Consider the following 16,399-nt stretch of genomic DNA (forward strand, 5'->3'; position numbering starts at 1 on the left):
GCCCAACGATGTTAAACAGGTAGTCATCATGGAAATGGATCTGAACAATCGCCTGACCGAAGACGAAACGCTCGAGCAGGCCTATGACATTTTTCTCGAACTGGCGGTTGATAACCTCGATCCCGCAGACGTGATCCTCTTTAATCTGCAGTTCGAAGAGCGCGGCGGTGCCGAACTGTTCGACCCTTCAGAAGACTGGGCTGAACATGTGGATTTCGATCTGAATCCTGACTTCTTTGCCGAAGTTGTCATCGGGCTGGCCGATGAAGACGGTGGCGAAATTAACGATATTTTCGCCCGCGTCCTGCTCTGTCGTGAGAAAGACCATAAGCTGTGCCATATACTCTGGCGCGAATAATAAAAAAGGCTGCGATTGCAGCCTTTTTTATTTACTCCGGCAACGCACTTCCGCAGCGGTGACAAAACCGCGCGTTAAGGTCATGGTCACCCTGGTGACATGCCGGACATTTGCGCTGCTGCTTGCGGCTCTGAAATGCGCTGCTCATGTGCGTGGTAATAAGCCCGGTCGGAATAGCAATGACCGAATAGCCAATCAAAATCAGCACTGAGGCCACAATGCGGCCCAGCGGCGTATGGGGCGTGATATCACCGTACCCCACGGTCGTCACGGTTACTATCGCCCAATAAACGGACGCATTGAGCGTCGTAAAGCCATATTTGGGCCCTTCTATTAAATACATCAGCGCGCCAAAAACAATCATGACGATGGCAATAAACGAGTAGAACAAAATAAGCTGATGCCGTGCGCTGACGATCGCACTCCAGAACACGCGTAATGACGGCATAAAACGCAGTAATTTCAGAATACGTAATACCCGAATCACGCGCATCGCCCGCCAGGCAAAAACATAGCTCAGGCTGATTTCCGGCCACAGCCACATGACGTAGAGAGGCAGAATAGTGGCTAAATCAATAAATCCCCAGAAGCTGAAAACATATCGGGCCGGGTTGGGCCAGGCAATCACTCTGAGCAGATATTCGGCGGTAAAAACCAGGGTTATCGCCAGCTCAAGCCAGACAAAGATATGCCATTCGTCAAACGTCAGGTGGTATTGCGTCCCGGCACCCGATTCAATAAAAATGACCACCACGCTGAGGAGCGCAAATAACCCACAAAGACCTTCGAATCGTCGTCCGGATACCGTTTCAGGATCGAATAAAACATGATAAAGCCGCCGACGGGCTGACGTGAATAAACGCGACACAGTAACCTCGCAAAAAATAAGGGCTGACATCATGTCAGCCCTTGCGATTATAACGGGTCTACTTTCAGGCAGGAAACCGCATGTCGGAAACTGCCTTCGAGAACCGGTCGCGTTTTCGCACATTCCGGCCCGGCCATTGGGCAGCGCGTGCGGAAGACGCAGCCCGACGGCGGGTTAATGGGTGAGGGTAATTCCCCTTCCAGAAGCTGGATAGTCTTATTCTTTTCCAGATCGGGATCGGGGATCGGTACCGCGGACATCAGCGCTCTGGTGTATGGGTGCAATGGATTGTGGTACACCTCGTCATAGGTGCCCAGCTCCACGGCGTGACCGAGGTACATCACCAGCACGCGGTCAGAGATGTGTTTCACCACGGCCAGGTCATGCGCGATGAAGATCAGCGACAGCCCCATTTCGCGCTGCAGCTTCTGCAGCAGGTTAACCACCTGCGCCTGAATGGACACGTCCAGCGCGGAAACCGGCTCATCACAGATAATCAGCTTCGGTTCGAGGATCAGGGCGCGCGCAATACCAATACGCTGACACTGACCGCCTGAGAACTCGTGCGGATAGCGGTTGATGAGGTTAGGCAACAGCCCGACTTTCAGCATCATCGCCTTAACGCGATCGCGCACTTCCTGACGGGACATCTTCGGATGATAGGTCCGCAGCGGCTCGGCAATAATCTCACCGATGGTCATACGCGGGTTAAGTGACGCCAGCGGATCCTGGAAAATCATCTGGATATCGCTGCGCACCTCGCGCCACTCGTCGGGTTTCATGCCCAGCAGATCTTTACCCAGCCAGGCCACTTTACCGTCGGTGGCTTTCACCAGACCGATAATGGCGCGCGCAAAGGTCGATTTACCGCAGCCGGACTCGCCCACCACGCCCAGGGTTTCCCCTTCATACAGGCGCAGCGTGACGCCGTCCACCGCTTTCAGGGTCTTCGACGGCTGCCAGAACCACTGTTTGCCGTCTTTGATGTCGAAATGCACCTTAAGGTCAGCAATCTCGAGCAGCACATTGCGTTTTTCATCTAATGCGTTCATACCAGCTCCTCCTGCGGCTTAAAGCAGGCGCGCAGACGGCCTGGTGCAAACTCTTCCAGCGGCGGTGCGCTGTTGCAGATTTCCATCGCGTGCGGACAGCGCGGCTGGAACGGACAGCCATTCGGCAGGCGCAGCAGGTTTGGCGGGTTGCCCGGAATGGTGAGCAGGGATTCCCCTTCCGCATCGAGGCGCGGTACCGCGTTCAGCAGGCCAATCGAGTAAGGATGAGCAGGCTGATAGAACACGTCACGCGCTTTGCCGTATTCCATGGTACGACCGGCATACATCACCAGCACTTTGTCACAGATGCCCGCCACCACGCCCAGGTCGTGGGTGATCATGATAATCGCCGTGTTGAACTCACGCTTCAGCTCGTTCAGCAGGGTCATGATTTGTGCCTGAACGGTAACGTCCAGCGCGGTGGTCGGTTCGTCGGCAATCAGCAGTTTTGGCCGGCACAGCAGCGCCATCGCAATCATCACGCGCTGACGCATACCGCCAGAAAACTCGTGCGGGAACATGCGCATGCGCTTGCGCGCCTCCGGCATTTTCACCGCATCGAGCATTTTGACAGACTCTTCAAAGGCTTCGGCTTTGCCCAGGCCTTTGTGCAGCATCAGGACTTCCATCAGCTGCTCACCGACGCGCATGTACGGGTTCAGCGAGGTCATCGGATCCTGGAAAATCATCGATATCTGCTCGGCGCGCAGCTTGTTCAACTCGTGCTCCGGCAGGTTGAGGATTTCACGACCGTTGAATTTCGCGGAACCGCCAATCACACCGTTAGCGGCCAGCAGGCCCATTAGCGCAAAGGCAGTCTGGGATTTCCCGGATCCGGATTCACCCACGATGCCGAGCGTTTCGCCCGCGCGCAGGTTGAAGTTGAGATCGTTCACGGCGGTCACATCCCCGTCCGGGGTCTTAAAGGTGACGCGAAGATCTTTTACGTCCAGCAGAAGGTCGCTCCGCTGCTGCGCCTGTGGCGCGGTTGCCGTTTCAATCATTGTCATGACGGCGCTCCTTAACGGTCTTTCGGGTCGAGGGCATCACGCAGGCCATCGCCGATAAAGTTAAAACAAAACAGGGTAACGACCAGGAAACCCGCCGGGTATAACAGCAGCCACGGAGACACTTCCATTGAGTTTGCACCGTCACTCAGCAGCGCGCCCCAGCTGCTCAGCGGCTCTTGCGTACCCAGACCGAGGAAGCTCAGGAAAGATTCAAACAGGATCATGCTTGGCACCAGCAATGAGGCATAGACCACCACCACGCCCAGCACGTTAGGAACGATATGGCGAACCACGATATTCCCGGTAGAAACGCCGCCGACCTGCGCGGCTTCGATAAACTCTTTGCGTTTGAGGCTCAGGGTCTGGCCGCGGACAATACGCGCCATATCCAGCCAGGAAACCATCCCGATGGCCACGAAGATCAGCAAAATATTCTGACCGAAGAAGGTCACCAGCAGGATGACGAAGAACATAAACGGGAAGGAGTTCAGGATTTCCAGCAGACGCATCATTACCGAGTCTATTTTGCCGCCAAGGTAGCCGGACAGTGAGCCGTAGAGCGTACCCACGATCACCGCCACCAGCGCGGCAGCAATCCCGACCATCAGCGAGATACGGCCACCGATAGCGACACGCACCAGCAGATCGCGTCCTGAGGAGTCCGTGCCGAAATAGTGGCCAGACTCCATATCCGGCGCGCTGGACATCATGCCCCAGTCGGTGTCGAAATAGGTAAATTGCGACAGCATCGGCGCCAGGGTCACAAACAGCGCGATAATCACCAGAACAACCAGACTGGCAACCGCCGCGCGGTTGTGCATAAAGCGACGGCGCGCGTCCTGCCAGAGGCTACGACCTTCTACTTCCAGTTTTTCACTGAAGTTTTCCAGCGCCTCGCTGTTTTTCTTACTCAACATCATGGCGTGCTCCAGTTAGTAACGGATTTTCGGGTCGATGACGGCGTACAGCACATCGACGATTGCGTTAAAGAGAATGGTCAGCGCACCGACGAGAATGGTCAGGCTCAGTACCAGCGAATAATCGCGGTTGAGCGCACCGTTTACGAACAGCTGACCAATGCCAGGCAGGCCGTAGATTGTTTCGATAACCATCGAGCCGGTGATGATCCCGACAAATGCCGGTCCCATATAGGAGAGCACGGGCAACAGCGCCGGTTTGAGCGCGTGGCGGAAGATAATCCGACGCATCGGCAGCCCTTTAGCGCGCGCGGTGCGAATGAAGTTTGAGTGCAGCACTTCGATCATTGAACCACGGGTAATACGCGCGATACTGGCAATGTACGCCAGAGATAATGCCACCATTGGCAAAATCATGAACTTCAATGCCCCGCCGTTCCAGCCGCCGCCAGGCAGCCACTTCAGCGTGATGGCAAATATCATCACCAGTAATGGCGCGACAACGAAGCTGGGTATCACTACCCCGGTCATTGCCACCCCCATTACGGCATAATCCCATTTGGTATTTTGTCTGAGCGCGGCGATAACGCCTGCGGTGACCCCGAAAACGATGGCCAGAATGAATGCCGCAGCCCCCAACTTAGCCGAAACCGGGAAGCTGGACGCCACAAGGTCGTTAACGGAATAGTCTTTATATTTAAATGACGGTCCAAAATCACCGTGAGCCAGCTGCTTCAGATAATTGAAGTACTGGGTGGAGATGGGATCGTTTAAGTGGTATTTCGCTTCGATATTCGCCATGACTTCTGGCGGCAGCGTACGTTCACCGGTAAATGGACTTCCCGGCGCAAGGCGCATCATGAAGAAGGAAATCGTGATGAGAATAAATAGCGTTGGAATCGCTTCAAGACAGCGACGTAGGATAAATTTCAACATTGCCCGTACCTTCTGGCGTGTGCCTATATTATGTGACGTTGGTTAGACACCGTGGGGCGAGCACGCCCGCCCCACTCATTGCCATTAATGCTTGATAATATACAAGTTTTTAACGTAGATATTATCCATCGGGTCTTTACCGGTATACCCACCTACCCATGGTTTCACCAGACGGGCGTTAACGTAGTAGTAAACCGGAACGATCGCGGAATCTTTATCCAGCTGCTGCTCGGCCTTAGAGTACAGTTCCGTACGCTGTGCTTCGTCAGTGGTTTTCAGCGTGTCGCCAATCAGCTTGTCGAACGCCGGGCTCTTATAGTGCGCGGTGTTGTTCGAGCTGTCGCTCAGCATGGTATTCAGGAAGGAGGTCGGTTCGTTATAGTCCGCACACCAGCCAGCACGTGCCACATCAAAGGTGCCCTGATGACGGCTGTCGAGGAAGGTTTTCCACTCCTGGTTCTCCAGCTTCACGTTCGCGCCCAGGTTTTTCTTCCAGATCGAAGCGACGGCGATAGCCAGTTTTTTGTGCAGATCGGAGGTGTTGTACAACAGGCTGAAGGTCAGCGGCTTATCTGCGGTATAGCCCGCTTCGGCCAGCAGTTTCTTCGCTTCTGCGTTACGCTGTTCCTGCGTCTGTTTGAACCAGTCTGGCTCGGTCAGTTTTGCGCCATCGGTGTATGGAGGGGTATAGCTGTATGCCGGCAGATCGCCCTGGTTTTTCACTTTGTTTACGATGATATCGCGATCCAGAGCCAGCTTCAGCGCGGTACGTACACGTACGTCGGTGAACGGTGCTTTCTGGTTATTGATTTCATAGTAGTAGGTGCACAGGTACGGGTCGACGTGAACTTCTTTAGGGATCTCTTTTTTCAGTTTCTGGAACAGTTCAATCGGCATGTTGTTATAGGTCATGTCGATTTCACCGCTGCGGTAGCGGTTAACGTCAGTCACTTCGGACGAAATTGGCAGGTAGGTAACCTGATTAATGACGGTTTTCGCGTTGTCCCAGTATTGCGGGTTACGCTCAAGCACCATACGCTCGTTGACCACCCAGTCTTTCAGCTTATAGGCACCGTTGGTCACGATATTGGCAGGCTGCGTCCATTTTTCACCAAATTTTTCCACGGCGGATTTTGGTACCGGGGAGACGGACGGGTGAACCAGCAGCTTATAGAAGTACGGAACAGGTTCGCTCAACGTCACTTCAAAGGTATTCGCATCAATCGCTTTTACGCCCAGGTCGGTAACAGGTTTTTTACCCGCGATGATGTCATCAATATTGGCGATGTGGCCATATTGCAGGTAGCTCGCATACGGAGAAGCGGTTGTTGGGTTCGCCAGACGCTGCCAGCTATAAACGAAATCTTCGGCCGTGACCGGTGTACCGTCGGACCATTTCGCATCTTTACGCAGATGGAAGGTCCAGACTTTGAAATCTTTGTTTTCCCATTTTTCGGCTACACCCGGCGCCGGGTGGCCGTCTACGTCTGTCACCAGCAGGCCTTCGAACAGGTCGCGGTTAACGTTAGACTCAGGAACACCTTCAATTTTGTGCGGGTCAAGAGACTGAACTTCCGCACCGTTGTTACGCACCAGCGTTTGCTTCTCAGCCAGTTGAACACCTGCAGGAACGTCCGCAGCCATTGCAGCGTTGCCCGCGATTAGCGCAGTTAAAATCCCCGCCGCTACCAGATTTTTTTTTGTGATGATGGACATTGTGTTGGTACTCCACTCATTATAATGACTGGCCTTCGCCAGCTGTGTAATCCCCTGTTGGGGCCTGTACAGCGCAGGAGTTTTTTTTTGCTGCTGTCAGGTTCTTCTTTTACTGCTTGCTATCACCGACTTTTTTATTACTGACCGCTCGTATGGCCGTCTTGCGTCGATTCTTTACAGGCCACCCTGTTTGAGACCTGCGTTGGATATCTGAGAAGAGAACCATATGAAAATAATTCTCATCTGTTTGTTTTATGCTGCAAAATATTAGGCCGGAAAGTATCAAATGGCGTAAACGTGCGCCAATACATTTTGCAAATTTGTTAAGCAATTCTCTTTTACGGTGAGTACCGCATCGTTGAGGGCAGCCCTGCCGGACATCGAACATCAATTAAAAAACATGATATTCAACAAGATAGAGAAATTTTTCTCTACAAGCGCGTCGCTGCGCTATCATCGAGTGACTTTGTACAAAAATTTAACAACTGGTTATTATTTAGCACATTCATCTAGGGGAATGTTGAAATTACTAATATCATTTCGGTTATCTCTCAGCAAGCCCCAGAGTATCATGTGAGTAAAATAACAGAGCGATCGAAGATTTTCTGCGCAGGCGGGTTTGAGGGGAATTAATAACTTGTTGAAATACAAGCAATGAACATTATTAGTAGAATTTATTATGATATGTGAGCATTTCAACTTTAGTTATAGGATTTACTAATAATGATGTAAAAAAACGGAGCCGTGGCTCCGTTCTTTCATATGCAATATCAGTGCAGCAAACCGGGGAAAATGCTTTTAATACCTGTAACGATAAATTCAATCCCTAACGCCATCAGCAGCAGGCCCATGATACGCGTTATGACGTTAATGCCCGTCTGACCCAGTAAGCGCACCAGCCAGGGTGCCATGCGGAACACGCCCCAACAGCAGAGCGCGAAAATGGCAATCGCCACTGAAAAACCAATCAGGTGCATCAGGCTATGATAGCGCGTCCCCCAGACAATGGTTGAACTGATGGCACCAGGACCGGCCATCAGCGGTAAGGCCAACGGCACTACGCCAATGCTTTCGCGGATAGCGGTTTCTGACTTCTCTTGTTTATTCTGCTTATCCTCGCCCAGCTTACCGCTGATCATGGACATGGCGATGGTCACCACCAGGATCCCACCCGCAATGCGGAAAGAGTCGATCGAAATCCCGAAGAGCTGGAGAATGGCGTCACCCAGAAAAAGAGAGGTGAGCAATATGATCGCCACTGACAGGTTAGCGGTCAGGTTGGTCTTGTTCCTGGCCGCCGCCGTCTGGTAACTCGTCATACTAATGAAGACAGGAATGATCCCCACCGGGTTGACCAGGGCAAACAAACCAATAAAAAATTTAAAGTACGTTGGAAAATCAAAGAGCGTTTGGATCACGTTTTGCTCCGCTTATACACATGCCCTGGACTGACAATTCGTCATGAGAAATCGCGCTGAAGATACCCTTTTTATTAGCATACTTCACTCGAAATCTGTGCCAAAACGTTATCATTTCAGGATGTTAAACATATGTATAATCAATGATAGCGCCGCTTCCAATACTTACGTAATTATTTAACACTGGAAAAATCAGCACGAAATAACCCTGCTGAAAGGTATCAGCTTGGGGGAAAATTGACACAGATCATGATTTCCGTACTCAGAAGTGAGTAATCTTGGTTACACCCCCAGGGAGGTCACCTGACAAAAGGGATGATGCCAAGGTAAGGCTCTTTTAGTAAATTAGTGTGCTGACGCAGAAAGTAACTCTTTGTTTTACTTTGTGTTACGCAAGTCGTATCGGCTCTGTCTATACTGTGTGACGTATCGAGCGCTGGTTTACTAAAAGAGTTTAAACATTATCAGGAGAGCATTATGGCTGTTACTAATATCGCTGAACTGAACGCCCTCGTCGAGCGCGTTAAAAAAGCCCAGCGTGAATATGCCAATTTCACCCAAGAACAGGTTGATAAAATCTTCCGCGCGGCCGCACTGGCTGCTGCAGATGCTCGAATCCCTCTCGCTAAAATGGCCGTTGCCGAATCCGGCATGGGTATCGTGGAAGATAAAGTGATTAAAAACCACTTCGCTTCCGAGTATATCTATAACGCCTATAAAGATGAGAAAACCTGTGGCGTGCTGTCCGAAGACGACACCTTCGGTACTATCACCATCGCTGAACCTATCGGCATCATCTGCGGTATTGTTCCGACCACTAACCCAACGTCTACCGCTATCTTCAAATCGCTGATTAGCCTGAAGACCCGTAACGCAATCATCTTCTCTCCACACCCACGTGCGAAAGACGCGACCAACAAAGCTGCGGATATTGTCCTGCAGGCGGCGATCGCTGCTGGCGCACCAAAAGATCTGATCGGCTGGATCGACCAACCTTCCGTTGAGCTCTCTAACGCCCTGATGCATCACCCGGACATTAACCTGATCCTGGCGACCGGTGGTCCTGGCATGGTTAAAGCGGCATACAGCTCCGGTAAACCAGCCATCGGTGTGGGCGCCGGTAACACCCCTGTTGTTATCGACGAAACCGCTGACATCAAACGTGCCGTTGCGTCTGTACTGATGTCTAAAACCTTCGATAACGGTGTGATCTGTGCATCTGAACAGTCTGTTGTTGTTGTTGACTCCGTGTACGACGCCGTTCGCGAACGTTTCGCCAGCCACGGCGGCTACCTGCTGCAGGGCAAAGAGTTGAAAGCAGTTCAGGACATCATCCTGAAAAATGGCGCGCTGAACGCCGCTATCGTGGGTCAGCCAGCGTACAAGATTGCTGAACTCGCAGGCTTTACCGTTCCGGCAACAACTAAAATCCTGATCGGTGAAGTAAAAGTTGTCGACGAAAGCGAGCCGTTTGCACATGAAAAACTGTCTCCAACGCTTGCAATGTACCGTGCGAAAGATTTCGAAGACGCGGTAGAAAAAGCCGAGAAACTGGTTGCCATGGGTGGTATCGGTCACACCTCTTGTCTGTACACTGACCAGGATAACCAACCAGAGCGTGTTGCTCACTTCGGTCAGATGATGAAAACTGCCCGTATTCTGATTAACACCCCTGCTTCTCAGGGTGGTATCGGTGACCTGTACAACTTCAAACTCGCACCTTCCCTGACTCTGGGTTGTGGTTCCTGGGGTGGTAACTCCATCTCTGAAAACGTTGGTCCAAAACACCTGATCAACAAGAAAACCGTTGCTAAGCGAGCTGAAAACATGTTGTGGCACAAACTTCCGAAATCTATCTACTTCCGCCGTGGCTCACTGCCAATCGCGCTGGATGAAGTGATTACTGATGGCCACAAACGTGCGCTCATCGTGACTGACCGTTTCCTGTTTAACAACGGCTACGCTGACCAGATCACCTCTGTGCTGAAAGCGGCTGGCGTTGAAACTGAAGTGTTCTTTGAAGTTGAAGCTGACCCTACCCTGAGCGTTGTGCGTAAAGGTGCTGAGCTGGCTAACTCCTTCAAACCAGATGTGATTATCGCACTGGGTGGTGGTTCCCCAATGGACGCCGCGAAAATCATGTGGGTCATGTACGAGCATCCTGAAACCCACTTCGAAGAACTGGCGCTGCGCTTTATGGACATCCGTAAACGTATCTACAAGTTCCCGAAAATGGGCGTAAAAGCGAAAATGATCGCGGTCACCACCACTTCCGGTACCGGTTCAGAAGTCACGCCATTCGCGGTAGTAACGGACGATGCGACAGGTCAGAAATACCCGCTGGCTGACTATGCCCTGACCCCAGACATGGCTATCGTCGATGCGAACCTGGTCATGGATATGCCGAAGTCACTGTGTGCGTTCGGTGGTCTGGATGCGGTAACTCACGCCCTGGAAGCTTACGTTTCTGTACTGGCGTCTGAGTTCTCTGACGGTCAGGCTCTGCAGGCTCTGAAACTGCTGAAGGAAAACCTGCCAGCGTCCTATAACGAAGGGTCTAAAAACCCGGTAGCACGTGAACGCGTTCACAGTGCAGCAACCATCGCCGGTATCGCGTTTGCGAACGCCTTCCTGGGTGTTTGCCACTCTATGGCGCACAAGCTGGGTTCACAGTTCCACATTCCTCACGGTCTGGCGAACGCCCTGTTGATCAGCAACGTTATTCGTTATAACGCTAACGACAACCCAACCAAGCAGACTGCTTTCAGCCAGTACGACCGTCCGCAAGCACGTCGTCGTTATGCTGAAATCGCAGACCACCTTGGTCTGAGCGCACCGGGCGACCGTACTGCTGCGAAGATTGAGAAACTGCTGGCATGGCTGGAAAGTCTGAAAGCTGAGCTGGGTATTCCTAAATCTATCCGTGAAGCGGGCGTACAGGAAGCTGACTTCCTCGCTCATGTAGATAAGCTGTCTGAAGATGCATTCGATGACCAGTGTACAGGTGCCAACCCGCGCTACCCACTGATCTCCGAGCTGAAACAGATTCTGCTGGATACCTTCTACGGTCGTGAGTTCAAAGAAGGTGACGTTGCCGCTGTGAAAACAGAAGTTCCGGTCATCAAAGCTGACAAGAAAGCGAAGAAAAGCGCTTAATTGACAGCAAATGAAAAACCCGCCTTTATGGCGGGTTTTTTTATGTCTGAATAATAAAGCTGACGTTATTTTCTGTTGTCGTGTTGAATCGCCGTCAGCGAGCCTACAGACAGCGCTTCTTTATAATGCTTGCGACAGACCGATACATAGCGTTCATTACCGCCTATAACCACCTGCTCACCATCTGCATAAGGTTTTCCTGCCTGGTCGAGACGAAGCACCATACTGGCTTTGCGACCGCAGAAGCAGATCGTTTTTAATTCGACGAGTTTATCCGACCAGGCGAGCAAATACTGACTCCCGGCAAAGAGCTCACCGCGAAAATCCGTACGCAGCCCATAGCACAGCACGGGGATATCAAGCTCATCAACCACCTCGGAAAGTGCGTGAACCTGTTCACGCGTCAGAAACTGGCTCTCATCGACCAGGACACAGTGAATAGGCCGCTCAGCATGTTCCATGCGAATGTCCTCAAACAGATCGGTTTTCGGGTTAAACAGCCTGGCAGGTGACGAGAGTCCTATTCTGGAGCTCACCTTCCCTGCCCCAAAGCGATCGTCAATCTCAGCCGTATAAACAACGGTACGCATCCCGCGCTCCTGGTAATTGTACGAGGATTGCAGCAGCGCGGTGGATTTACCGGCATTCATCGCCGAATAGTAGAAATACAGTTGTGCCATTGGCCGTAAAACCCTAATCAATGTGTAATATTCCCGATGAGTCATTGTACCATATTTTGTCAGGTCATCAGCGATACAGCGCACAGAGGATGTAGTTCAGCGCGGCGTTCAGAACCTTCTGTTTTCGAAAATAATCCGTTAAAACATGAAGTAAACGCATGCAGCCAGGCCAATATGTTATATGTTAAGCTCAACATAACACTTGTTTTTATAGTGGAATCACCGTTCATTAAAATTCACCATTTATTAACTATTTCAGCCTTAACATCACGGGGGGGAACTAATACAAAAGGCTGATATTTATCCGCCGCAACTATAATTCCTGCGGTAAATGTCACAAAAAAAAGAGGCAATCAACCGGACAAAGCAGGTTGATGTGATAACAAGCGAGACTGTCGGGTGATGAAATTTAAGTTAGCGTAATTAATAATAGTGAGACGATTTAGTATTTTTTGAATTCCTTACATTCCTGGCTATTGCACATATGAATTTATGGCTCTATTATTAGTTCAACAAACCACCCCCCCCATTATAAGTTTGAGATTACTACAATGAGCGAAGCACTTAAAATTCTGAACAACATCCGTACTCTTCGTGCGCAGGCAAGAGAATGCACCCTCGAAACGCTTGAAGAAATGCTGGAAAAATTAGAAGTTGTAGTTAATGAACGTCGCGAAGAAGAAAGCGCTGCTGCTGCTGAAATCGAAGAGCGTACTCGTAAACTGCAGCAATATCGTGAAATGCTGATTGCTGATGGTATCGATCCAAATGAATTGCTGAACAGCATGGCTGCGGCTAAAACCGGTACCAAAGCCAAGCGTGCTGCTCGTCCTGCTAAATATAGCTACGTTGACGAGAACGGCGAAACTAAAACCTGGACTGGCCAGGGTCGTACTCCTGCTGTTATCAAGAAAGCCATGGATGAGCAAGGTAAACAGCTGGATGACTTCCTGATCAAGGATTAATCACGGCACATTCAGAGAAATCCCGCATATTGCGGGATTTTTTTTAACCTAAATTTGTCCCAAACATCCTCTTACACTCTGTCATAAAGCATTATTTAACAACTTTATCGACTGTACTTTCAGACAGGTTTTCGGGAGTGTATAGGCATAAAAAAACCGGTGGGCAGCGCCTCACCGGTTTCGAACATTTACAACCGTGGCTTATTTCTTAATACCTACGCTCTCTTTGAGCCAGGTTTTAAATTCTTCGCCAAGGGTATTGTGGCGGATACCATATTCAACAAACGCCTGCATATAACCGAGCTTATTACCGCAGTCATGGCTCTTACCTTTCATATGGTAGGCCTCAACGGTCTCTTTCTCGATCAGCATATCGATGGCATCCGTCAGTTGGATCTCATCACCCGCTCCTGGAGGCGTTTTAGCCAGCAGAGGCCAGATTTCAGCACTCAGGACATAGCGACCTACAACAGCAAGGTTTGAAGGGGCTACATCGGCTTTAGGCTTCTCTACGACGCCAACCATTGGCACACTTTCACCCGGCTCAAGGTTAACGCCTTTGCAGTCAACCACACCGTATGCCGTTACGTCTTCAACAGGCTCAACCATAATCTGGCTGCTGCCGGTTTCGTCGAAACGTTTGATCATTTCAGCCAGGTTATCCTGAGAAAGATCGGATTCGTATTCGTCCAGAATAACGTCAGGCAGAATTACCGCTACAGGCTCATCACCGACAACAGGATGCGCGCACATAACAGCGTGACCCAGACCTTTAGCCAGCCCCTGACGAACCTGCATAATGGTGACGTGTGGAGGGCAAATAGACTGAACCTCTTCTAACAGCTGACGCTTAACACGCTTTTCCAGCATGGCTTCAAGTTCAAAGCTTGTATCGAAATGGTTTTCGATAGAGTTTTTAGATGAATGCGTAACCAGCACAATTTCAGTGATGCCGGCTGCAATGCATTCATTAACGACATACTGGATTAATGGCTTATCAACCAGAGGCAACATCTCTTTAGGAATCGCCTTAGTTGCTGGTAACATCCTGGTCCCCAATCCCGCTACCGGGATAACGGCCTTTCTGACTTTCGAATTTAGGGCAGCCATTCAAATTCTCCTGAGCTGTTCAAGTTTTGAACTTTTATGCAATAAATAACGCGTTGAGTATATCAGCCTCGCCCCGCAGTCCGGGTCTGAAAAGAACGCGTTGCCGATCAATTAGGATAAATACGCATGAAACCGGGCAGCGATAGTAGCACTCCCCGCAAAACACAGGTAAAGCAATCTTAAAATTACGATCCAATTGCTTATTCCGTGGACAACATTAAGCGTAGCCGTCCCCCGGCGCCCCAAATTTGGCACTGCCAGGAGGAACAGCGGTGGCTAATTTGATTAAGATACGCCGTTCCCAATGTCCCAAGCGGCACACCGTTACTCACCTGAATATGGTGTTCACCGGTATTCAGTGATGCATTGAGACCGGCTGAAACGAGGATCAGATTCTTTAAACCGCTGTGGTAATAGCCGACCAGCAGCGGGAACTGTCCTGGCAAATTGGCCTGACGAAAAAGCTGGTTTACCTGTTTGAGTAAACTGCCTAACTCCGGCAACCGTTGTCCCTGATGGGATAACTGTTCCTGCAACAAGCCATTAAATAGCGCACGAAGAAGTAACGCGGCTAATACACCGTTATCCCCCGCCCGGGTGACATCCAGAGAATAAAACGCAAGGTCGGAATCTGACAGTGGTGCAATATCCAGCACCAGTCCAGGCTGATCAGCGGCCACCAGCTGGCGATAATTTACACGGCAGTGTGAAATAGTTTGCTGGACGGGCGGCTGGAGTTCTTGCAACAGCTTCGCCGCAGCAGGCGGATTACTCACCAGAGCGTCCCAGTCCTGGAAAAGACGCTCCTCTTCCTCTACCCGGGAATTAAACATATTCGGATAAAGGCACGCTAAGACCGTTTCCCGCAATCTATGCAAATCCTTGACTGGTTTGAGCAGAATATCCTGTACCCCAAGACGTAATGCTTTGGCGATATCCGCCATGTTCTCGGTGGCAGAGATCACCAGAATCGGCGTCTGATTACCTTCGTTACGCAGATGTTCAACCAGCTTCAGTCCATTCATGCGCGGCATCGCAATGTCGCAAATCATCAAATCGGGCGTAATGCTAATCATTTTTTCCAGGGCGTCGATGCCATCTTCAGCCAGTGACGTCATTGCGCCCAGCGAGGATAACCACGAATCCAGTAGCGATCGGAAAACGGGCTCGTCTTCAACAATCAAAATGTGTTTTCCGGCCAATGGCTGCGTCATGGTTCCTCCCCTGGCTGACAGTAACTAAATAGTGGCATGCGATCGGCACTATCGCCTGTCAGATTTTGCTGAAGTAGTCAAAAAAAGGTGCTTAACGTGCGGTCTGCACAAAAGGCAACAATTCGTCCATTTTCTTTTCGACGGCTAACGAGCCCGCTGCGATGGCGGCCTCAGCCCGATGGAAATCAAGGGTAGAGATTTGCGGACAGTACGGCTGAATAAGAATATCCGGAGGATCGCCTGCCATACGGTTACGTTTAAGGCGGTTCTCAAGTACCTGAATTGACGTGGTCATGATTTCTATCGCCGTCGGTGCGGTAACCGAGCGACGTGCGGCCATACGCCCGATTCTTCCGCGCAGGCGTTCATGCCAGGCCAGTTTCTCGCCCTCAACATCTTCGCTCTGGAGATTGACCGGCATGAGATCCTGCTGCATCAGGTGGGCGTCGTGCTGCAGGTCGACGGCAATCACGATATCCGCCCCCATTGCGCGCGTCAGAGAGATGGGAACCGGGTTAACGACGCCACCGTCGACAAGCCAGTAACCGTTGTGTGGGACAGGCGCCATGAGCCCCGGCATACTGCAGGAGGCACGCACGGCAAGATGGATATCCCCTTCGGTGAGCCAGAGCTCGCGTCCTGTACTGAGGTTCGTCGCGACGGCGCCGAAAGGCATCTGACAATCGGTGAAGTCTTCGAGAGGCATAACCTGGCGGAACTGGTTAAACACGCGCTCGCCGCGCAGCAGCCCACCACGCTGCCAGGAGAGGTCCATCAGACGCAGCACGTCCCAGTAGCTGAAGGAGCGCACCCACGTCTCGAGTTCCGGAAGCTTCCCGCACGCGTAAGCAGAGCCGACAAGCGATCCTATTGAACACCCTGCGACAATATCAATGTCAATGCCCATCTTGTTTAAGGCATTAATTACGCCGATGTGTGACCACCCCCGGGCTGCACCTGAGCCCAGCGCCAGTCCAATTTTAACCTTTCTCATTAGCC

Annotated in this window: 14 protein-coding genes; 3 read left to right on the plus strand and 11 right to left on the minus strand. The window is 51.2% G+C overall.

Annotation, left to right across the window (positions count from 1 at the left end):
• Positions 1–28: 28 nt before the first annotated feature.
• Positions 29–358: an HI1450 family dsDNA-mimic protein gene (locus AC0TNG_RS19920; RefSeq protein ID WP_006810881.1), complete on the plus strand. Its 330-nt coding sequence runs from the start codon at positions 29–31 to the stop codon at positions 356–358.
• Positions 359–389: 31 nt separating this feature from the next.
• Here the strand turns inward: AC0TNG_RS19920 and AC0TNG_RS19925 are convergent, their stop codons facing one another.
• The 7 genes from AC0TNG_RS19925 to AC0TNG_RS19955 form a co-directional block, all read right to left on the minus strand.
• The gene (locus AC0TNG_RS19925) at positions 390–1,259 is read right to left on the minus strand and encodes an ion transporter (RefSeq protein WP_073961526.1); all 870 of its coding nucleotides are present in this window, start codon (positions 1,257–1,259) and stop codon (positions 390–392) included.
• Between the two features lie 14 nt (positions 1,260–1,273).
• Positions 1,274–2,278 carry a murein tripeptide/oligopeptide ABC transporter ATP-binding protein OppF gene (gene oppF / locus AC0TNG_RS19930; protein ID WP_024907098.1) on the minus strand — a complete coding sequence of 335 codons (1,005 nt, stop codon included), beginning with the start codon at positions 2,276–2,278 and terminating at the stop codon, positions 1,274–1,276.
• On the minus strand, positions 2,275–3,288 hold the full coding sequence (gene oppD / locus AC0TNG_RS19935) for an ABC transporter ATP-binding protein (protein WP_407820457.1): 1,014 nt from the start codon (positions 3,286–3,288) through the stop codon (positions 2,275–2,277). Before oppD ends, oppF begins: the two co-directional genes overlap by 4 nt.
• Positions 3,289–3,299: 11 nt before the next feature.
• Complete coding sequence (oppC, locus tag AC0TNG_RS19940; RefSeq protein WP_023312096.1) at positions 3,300–4,208, minus strand: oligopeptide ABC transporter permease OppC; 909 nt, start codon at positions 4,206–4,208, stop codon at positions 3,300–3,302.
• A 12-nt stretch (positions 4,209–4,220) separates the two neighbouring features.
• Positions 4,221–5,141 (minus strand): oligopeptide ABC transporter permease OppB, encoded by a 921-nt coding sequence (gene oppB, locus AC0TNG_RS19945; RefSeq protein WP_008502786.1) that lies wholly within the window; start codon positions 5,139–5,141, stop codon positions 4,221–4,223.
• Positions 5,142–5,225: 84 nt separating this feature from the next.
• Positions 5,226–6,857 (minus strand): oligopeptide ABC transporter substrate-binding protein OppA, encoded by a 1,632-nt coding sequence (oppA, locus tag AC0TNG_RS19950; RefSeq protein ID WP_024907095.1) that lies wholly within the window; start codon positions 6,855–6,857, stop codon positions 5,226–5,228.
• 770 nt (positions 6,858–7,627) lie between these two features.
• On the minus strand, positions 7,628–8,275 hold the full coding sequence (locus tag AC0TNG_RS19955) for a YchE family NAAT transporter (protein ID WP_021240330.1): 648 nt from the start codon (positions 8,273–8,275) through the stop codon (positions 7,628–7,630).
• A gap of 477 nt (positions 8,276–8,752) precedes the next feature.
• Here AC0TNG_RS19955 and adhE point away from each other — a divergent pair, with 477 nt between their 5' ends.
• On the plus strand, positions 8,753–11,431 hold the full coding sequence (adhE, locus tag AC0TNG_RS19960; protein WP_032647603.1) for a bifunctional acetaldehyde-CoA/alcohol dehydrogenase: 2,679 nt from the start codon (positions 8,753–8,755) through the stop codon (positions 11,429–11,431).
• Positions 11,432–11,496: 65 nt separating this feature from the next.
• On the opposite strand, the gene tdk is transcribed toward adhE, so the two are convergent.
• Positions 11,497–12,111 carry a thymidine kinase gene (gene tdk / locus AC0TNG_RS19965; protein ID WP_417927499.1) on the minus strand — a complete coding sequence of 205 codons (615 nt, stop codon included), beginning with the start codon at positions 12,109–12,111 and terminating at the stop codon, positions 11,497–11,499.
• Between the two features lie 551 nt (positions 12,112–12,662).
• Between tdk and hns the strand changes: the two genes are divergently transcribed.
• Complete coding sequence (gene hns / locus AC0TNG_RS19970; protein WP_008502781.1) at positions 12,663–13,076, plus strand: histone-like nucleoid-structuring protein H-NS; 414 nt, start codon at positions 12,663–12,665, stop codon at positions 13,074–13,076.
• A 201-nt stretch (positions 13,077–13,277) separates the two neighbouring features.
• Here hns and galU read toward each other — a convergent pair whose 3' ends face one another.
• From galU to rssA, 3 genes are all read right to left on the minus strand, one after another.
• Positions 13,278–14,186, minus strand: coding sequence for a UTP--glucose-1-phosphate uridylyltransferase GalU (galU, locus tag AC0TNG_RS19975; protein ID WP_008502780.1), 909 nt, complete (start codon positions 14,184–14,186; stop codon positions 13,278–13,280).
• 200 nt (positions 14,187–14,386) lie between these two features.
• A complete protein-coding gene (gene rssB, locus AC0TNG_RS19980) occupies positions 14,387–15,400 on the minus strand; it encodes a two-component system response regulator RssB (RefSeq protein ID WP_032647605.1) in 1,014 nt (337 codons plus the stop codon).
• A 91-nt stretch (positions 15,401–15,491) separates the two neighbouring features.
• On the minus strand, positions 15,492–16,394 hold the full coding sequence (gene rssA / locus AC0TNG_RS19985; protein ID WP_032647607.1) for a patatin-like phospholipase RssA: 903 nt from the start codon (positions 16,392–16,394) through the stop codon (positions 15,492–15,494).
• Positions 16,395–16,399: the final 5 nt, after the last annotated feature.

It is taken from the genome of Enterobacter sp. PL_is514, from assembly GCF_055816715.1.

Excerpts from the sequence above, each read along its gene's own strand:
- AC0TNG_RS19925 (WP_073961526.1), bottom strand. The coding sequence starts at position 1,259 with ATGATGTCAGCCCTTATTTTTTGCGAGGTTACTGTGTCGCGTTTATTC.
- oppA (WP_024907095.1), bottom strand. The coding sequence starts at position 6,857 with ATGTCCATCATCACAAAAAAAAATCTGGTAGCGGCGGGGATTTTAACT.
- adhE (WP_032647603.1), top strand. The coding sequence starts at position 8,753 with ATGGCTGTTACTAATATCGCTGAACTGAACGCCCTCGTCGAGCGCGTT.
- oppB (WP_008502786.1), bottom strand. The coding sequence starts at position 5,141 with ATGTTGAAATTTATCCTACGTCGCTGTCTTGAAGCGATTCCAACGCTA.
- tdk (WP_417927499.1), bottom strand. The coding sequence starts at position 12,111 with ATGGCACAACTGTATTTCTACTATTCGGCGATGAATGCCGGTAAATCC.
- oppF (WP_024907098.1), bottom strand. The coding sequence starts at position 2,278 with ATGAACGCATTAGATGAAAAACGCAATGTGCTGCTCGAGATTGCTGAC.
- rssB (WP_032647605.1), bottom strand. The coding sequence starts at position 15,400 with ATGACGCAGCCATTGGCCGGAAAACACATTTTGATTGTTGAAGACGAG.
- oppD (WP_407820457.1), bottom strand. The coding sequence starts at position 3,288 with ATGACAATGATTGAAACGGCAACCGCGCCACAGGCGCAGCAGCGGAGC.
- AC0TNG_RS19920 (WP_006810881.1), top strand. The coding sequence starts at position 29 with ATGGAAATGGATCTGAACAATCGCCTGACCGAAGACGAAACGCTCGAG.
- rssA (WP_032647607.1), bottom strand. The coding sequence starts at position 16,394 with ATGAGAAAGGTTAAAATTGGACTGGCGCTGGGCTCAGGTGCAGCCCGG.
- hns (WP_008502781.1), top strand. The coding sequence starts at position 12,663 with ATGAGCGAAGCACTTAAAATTCTGAACAACATCCGTACTCTTCGTGCG.
- oppC (WP_023312096.1), bottom strand. The coding sequence starts at position 4,208 with ATGATGTTGAGTAAGAAAAACAGCGAGGCGCTGGAAAACTTCAGTGAA.
- galU (WP_008502780.1), bottom strand. The coding sequence starts at position 14,186 with ATGGCTGCCCTAAATTCGAAAGTCAGAAAGGCCGTTATCCCGGTAGCG.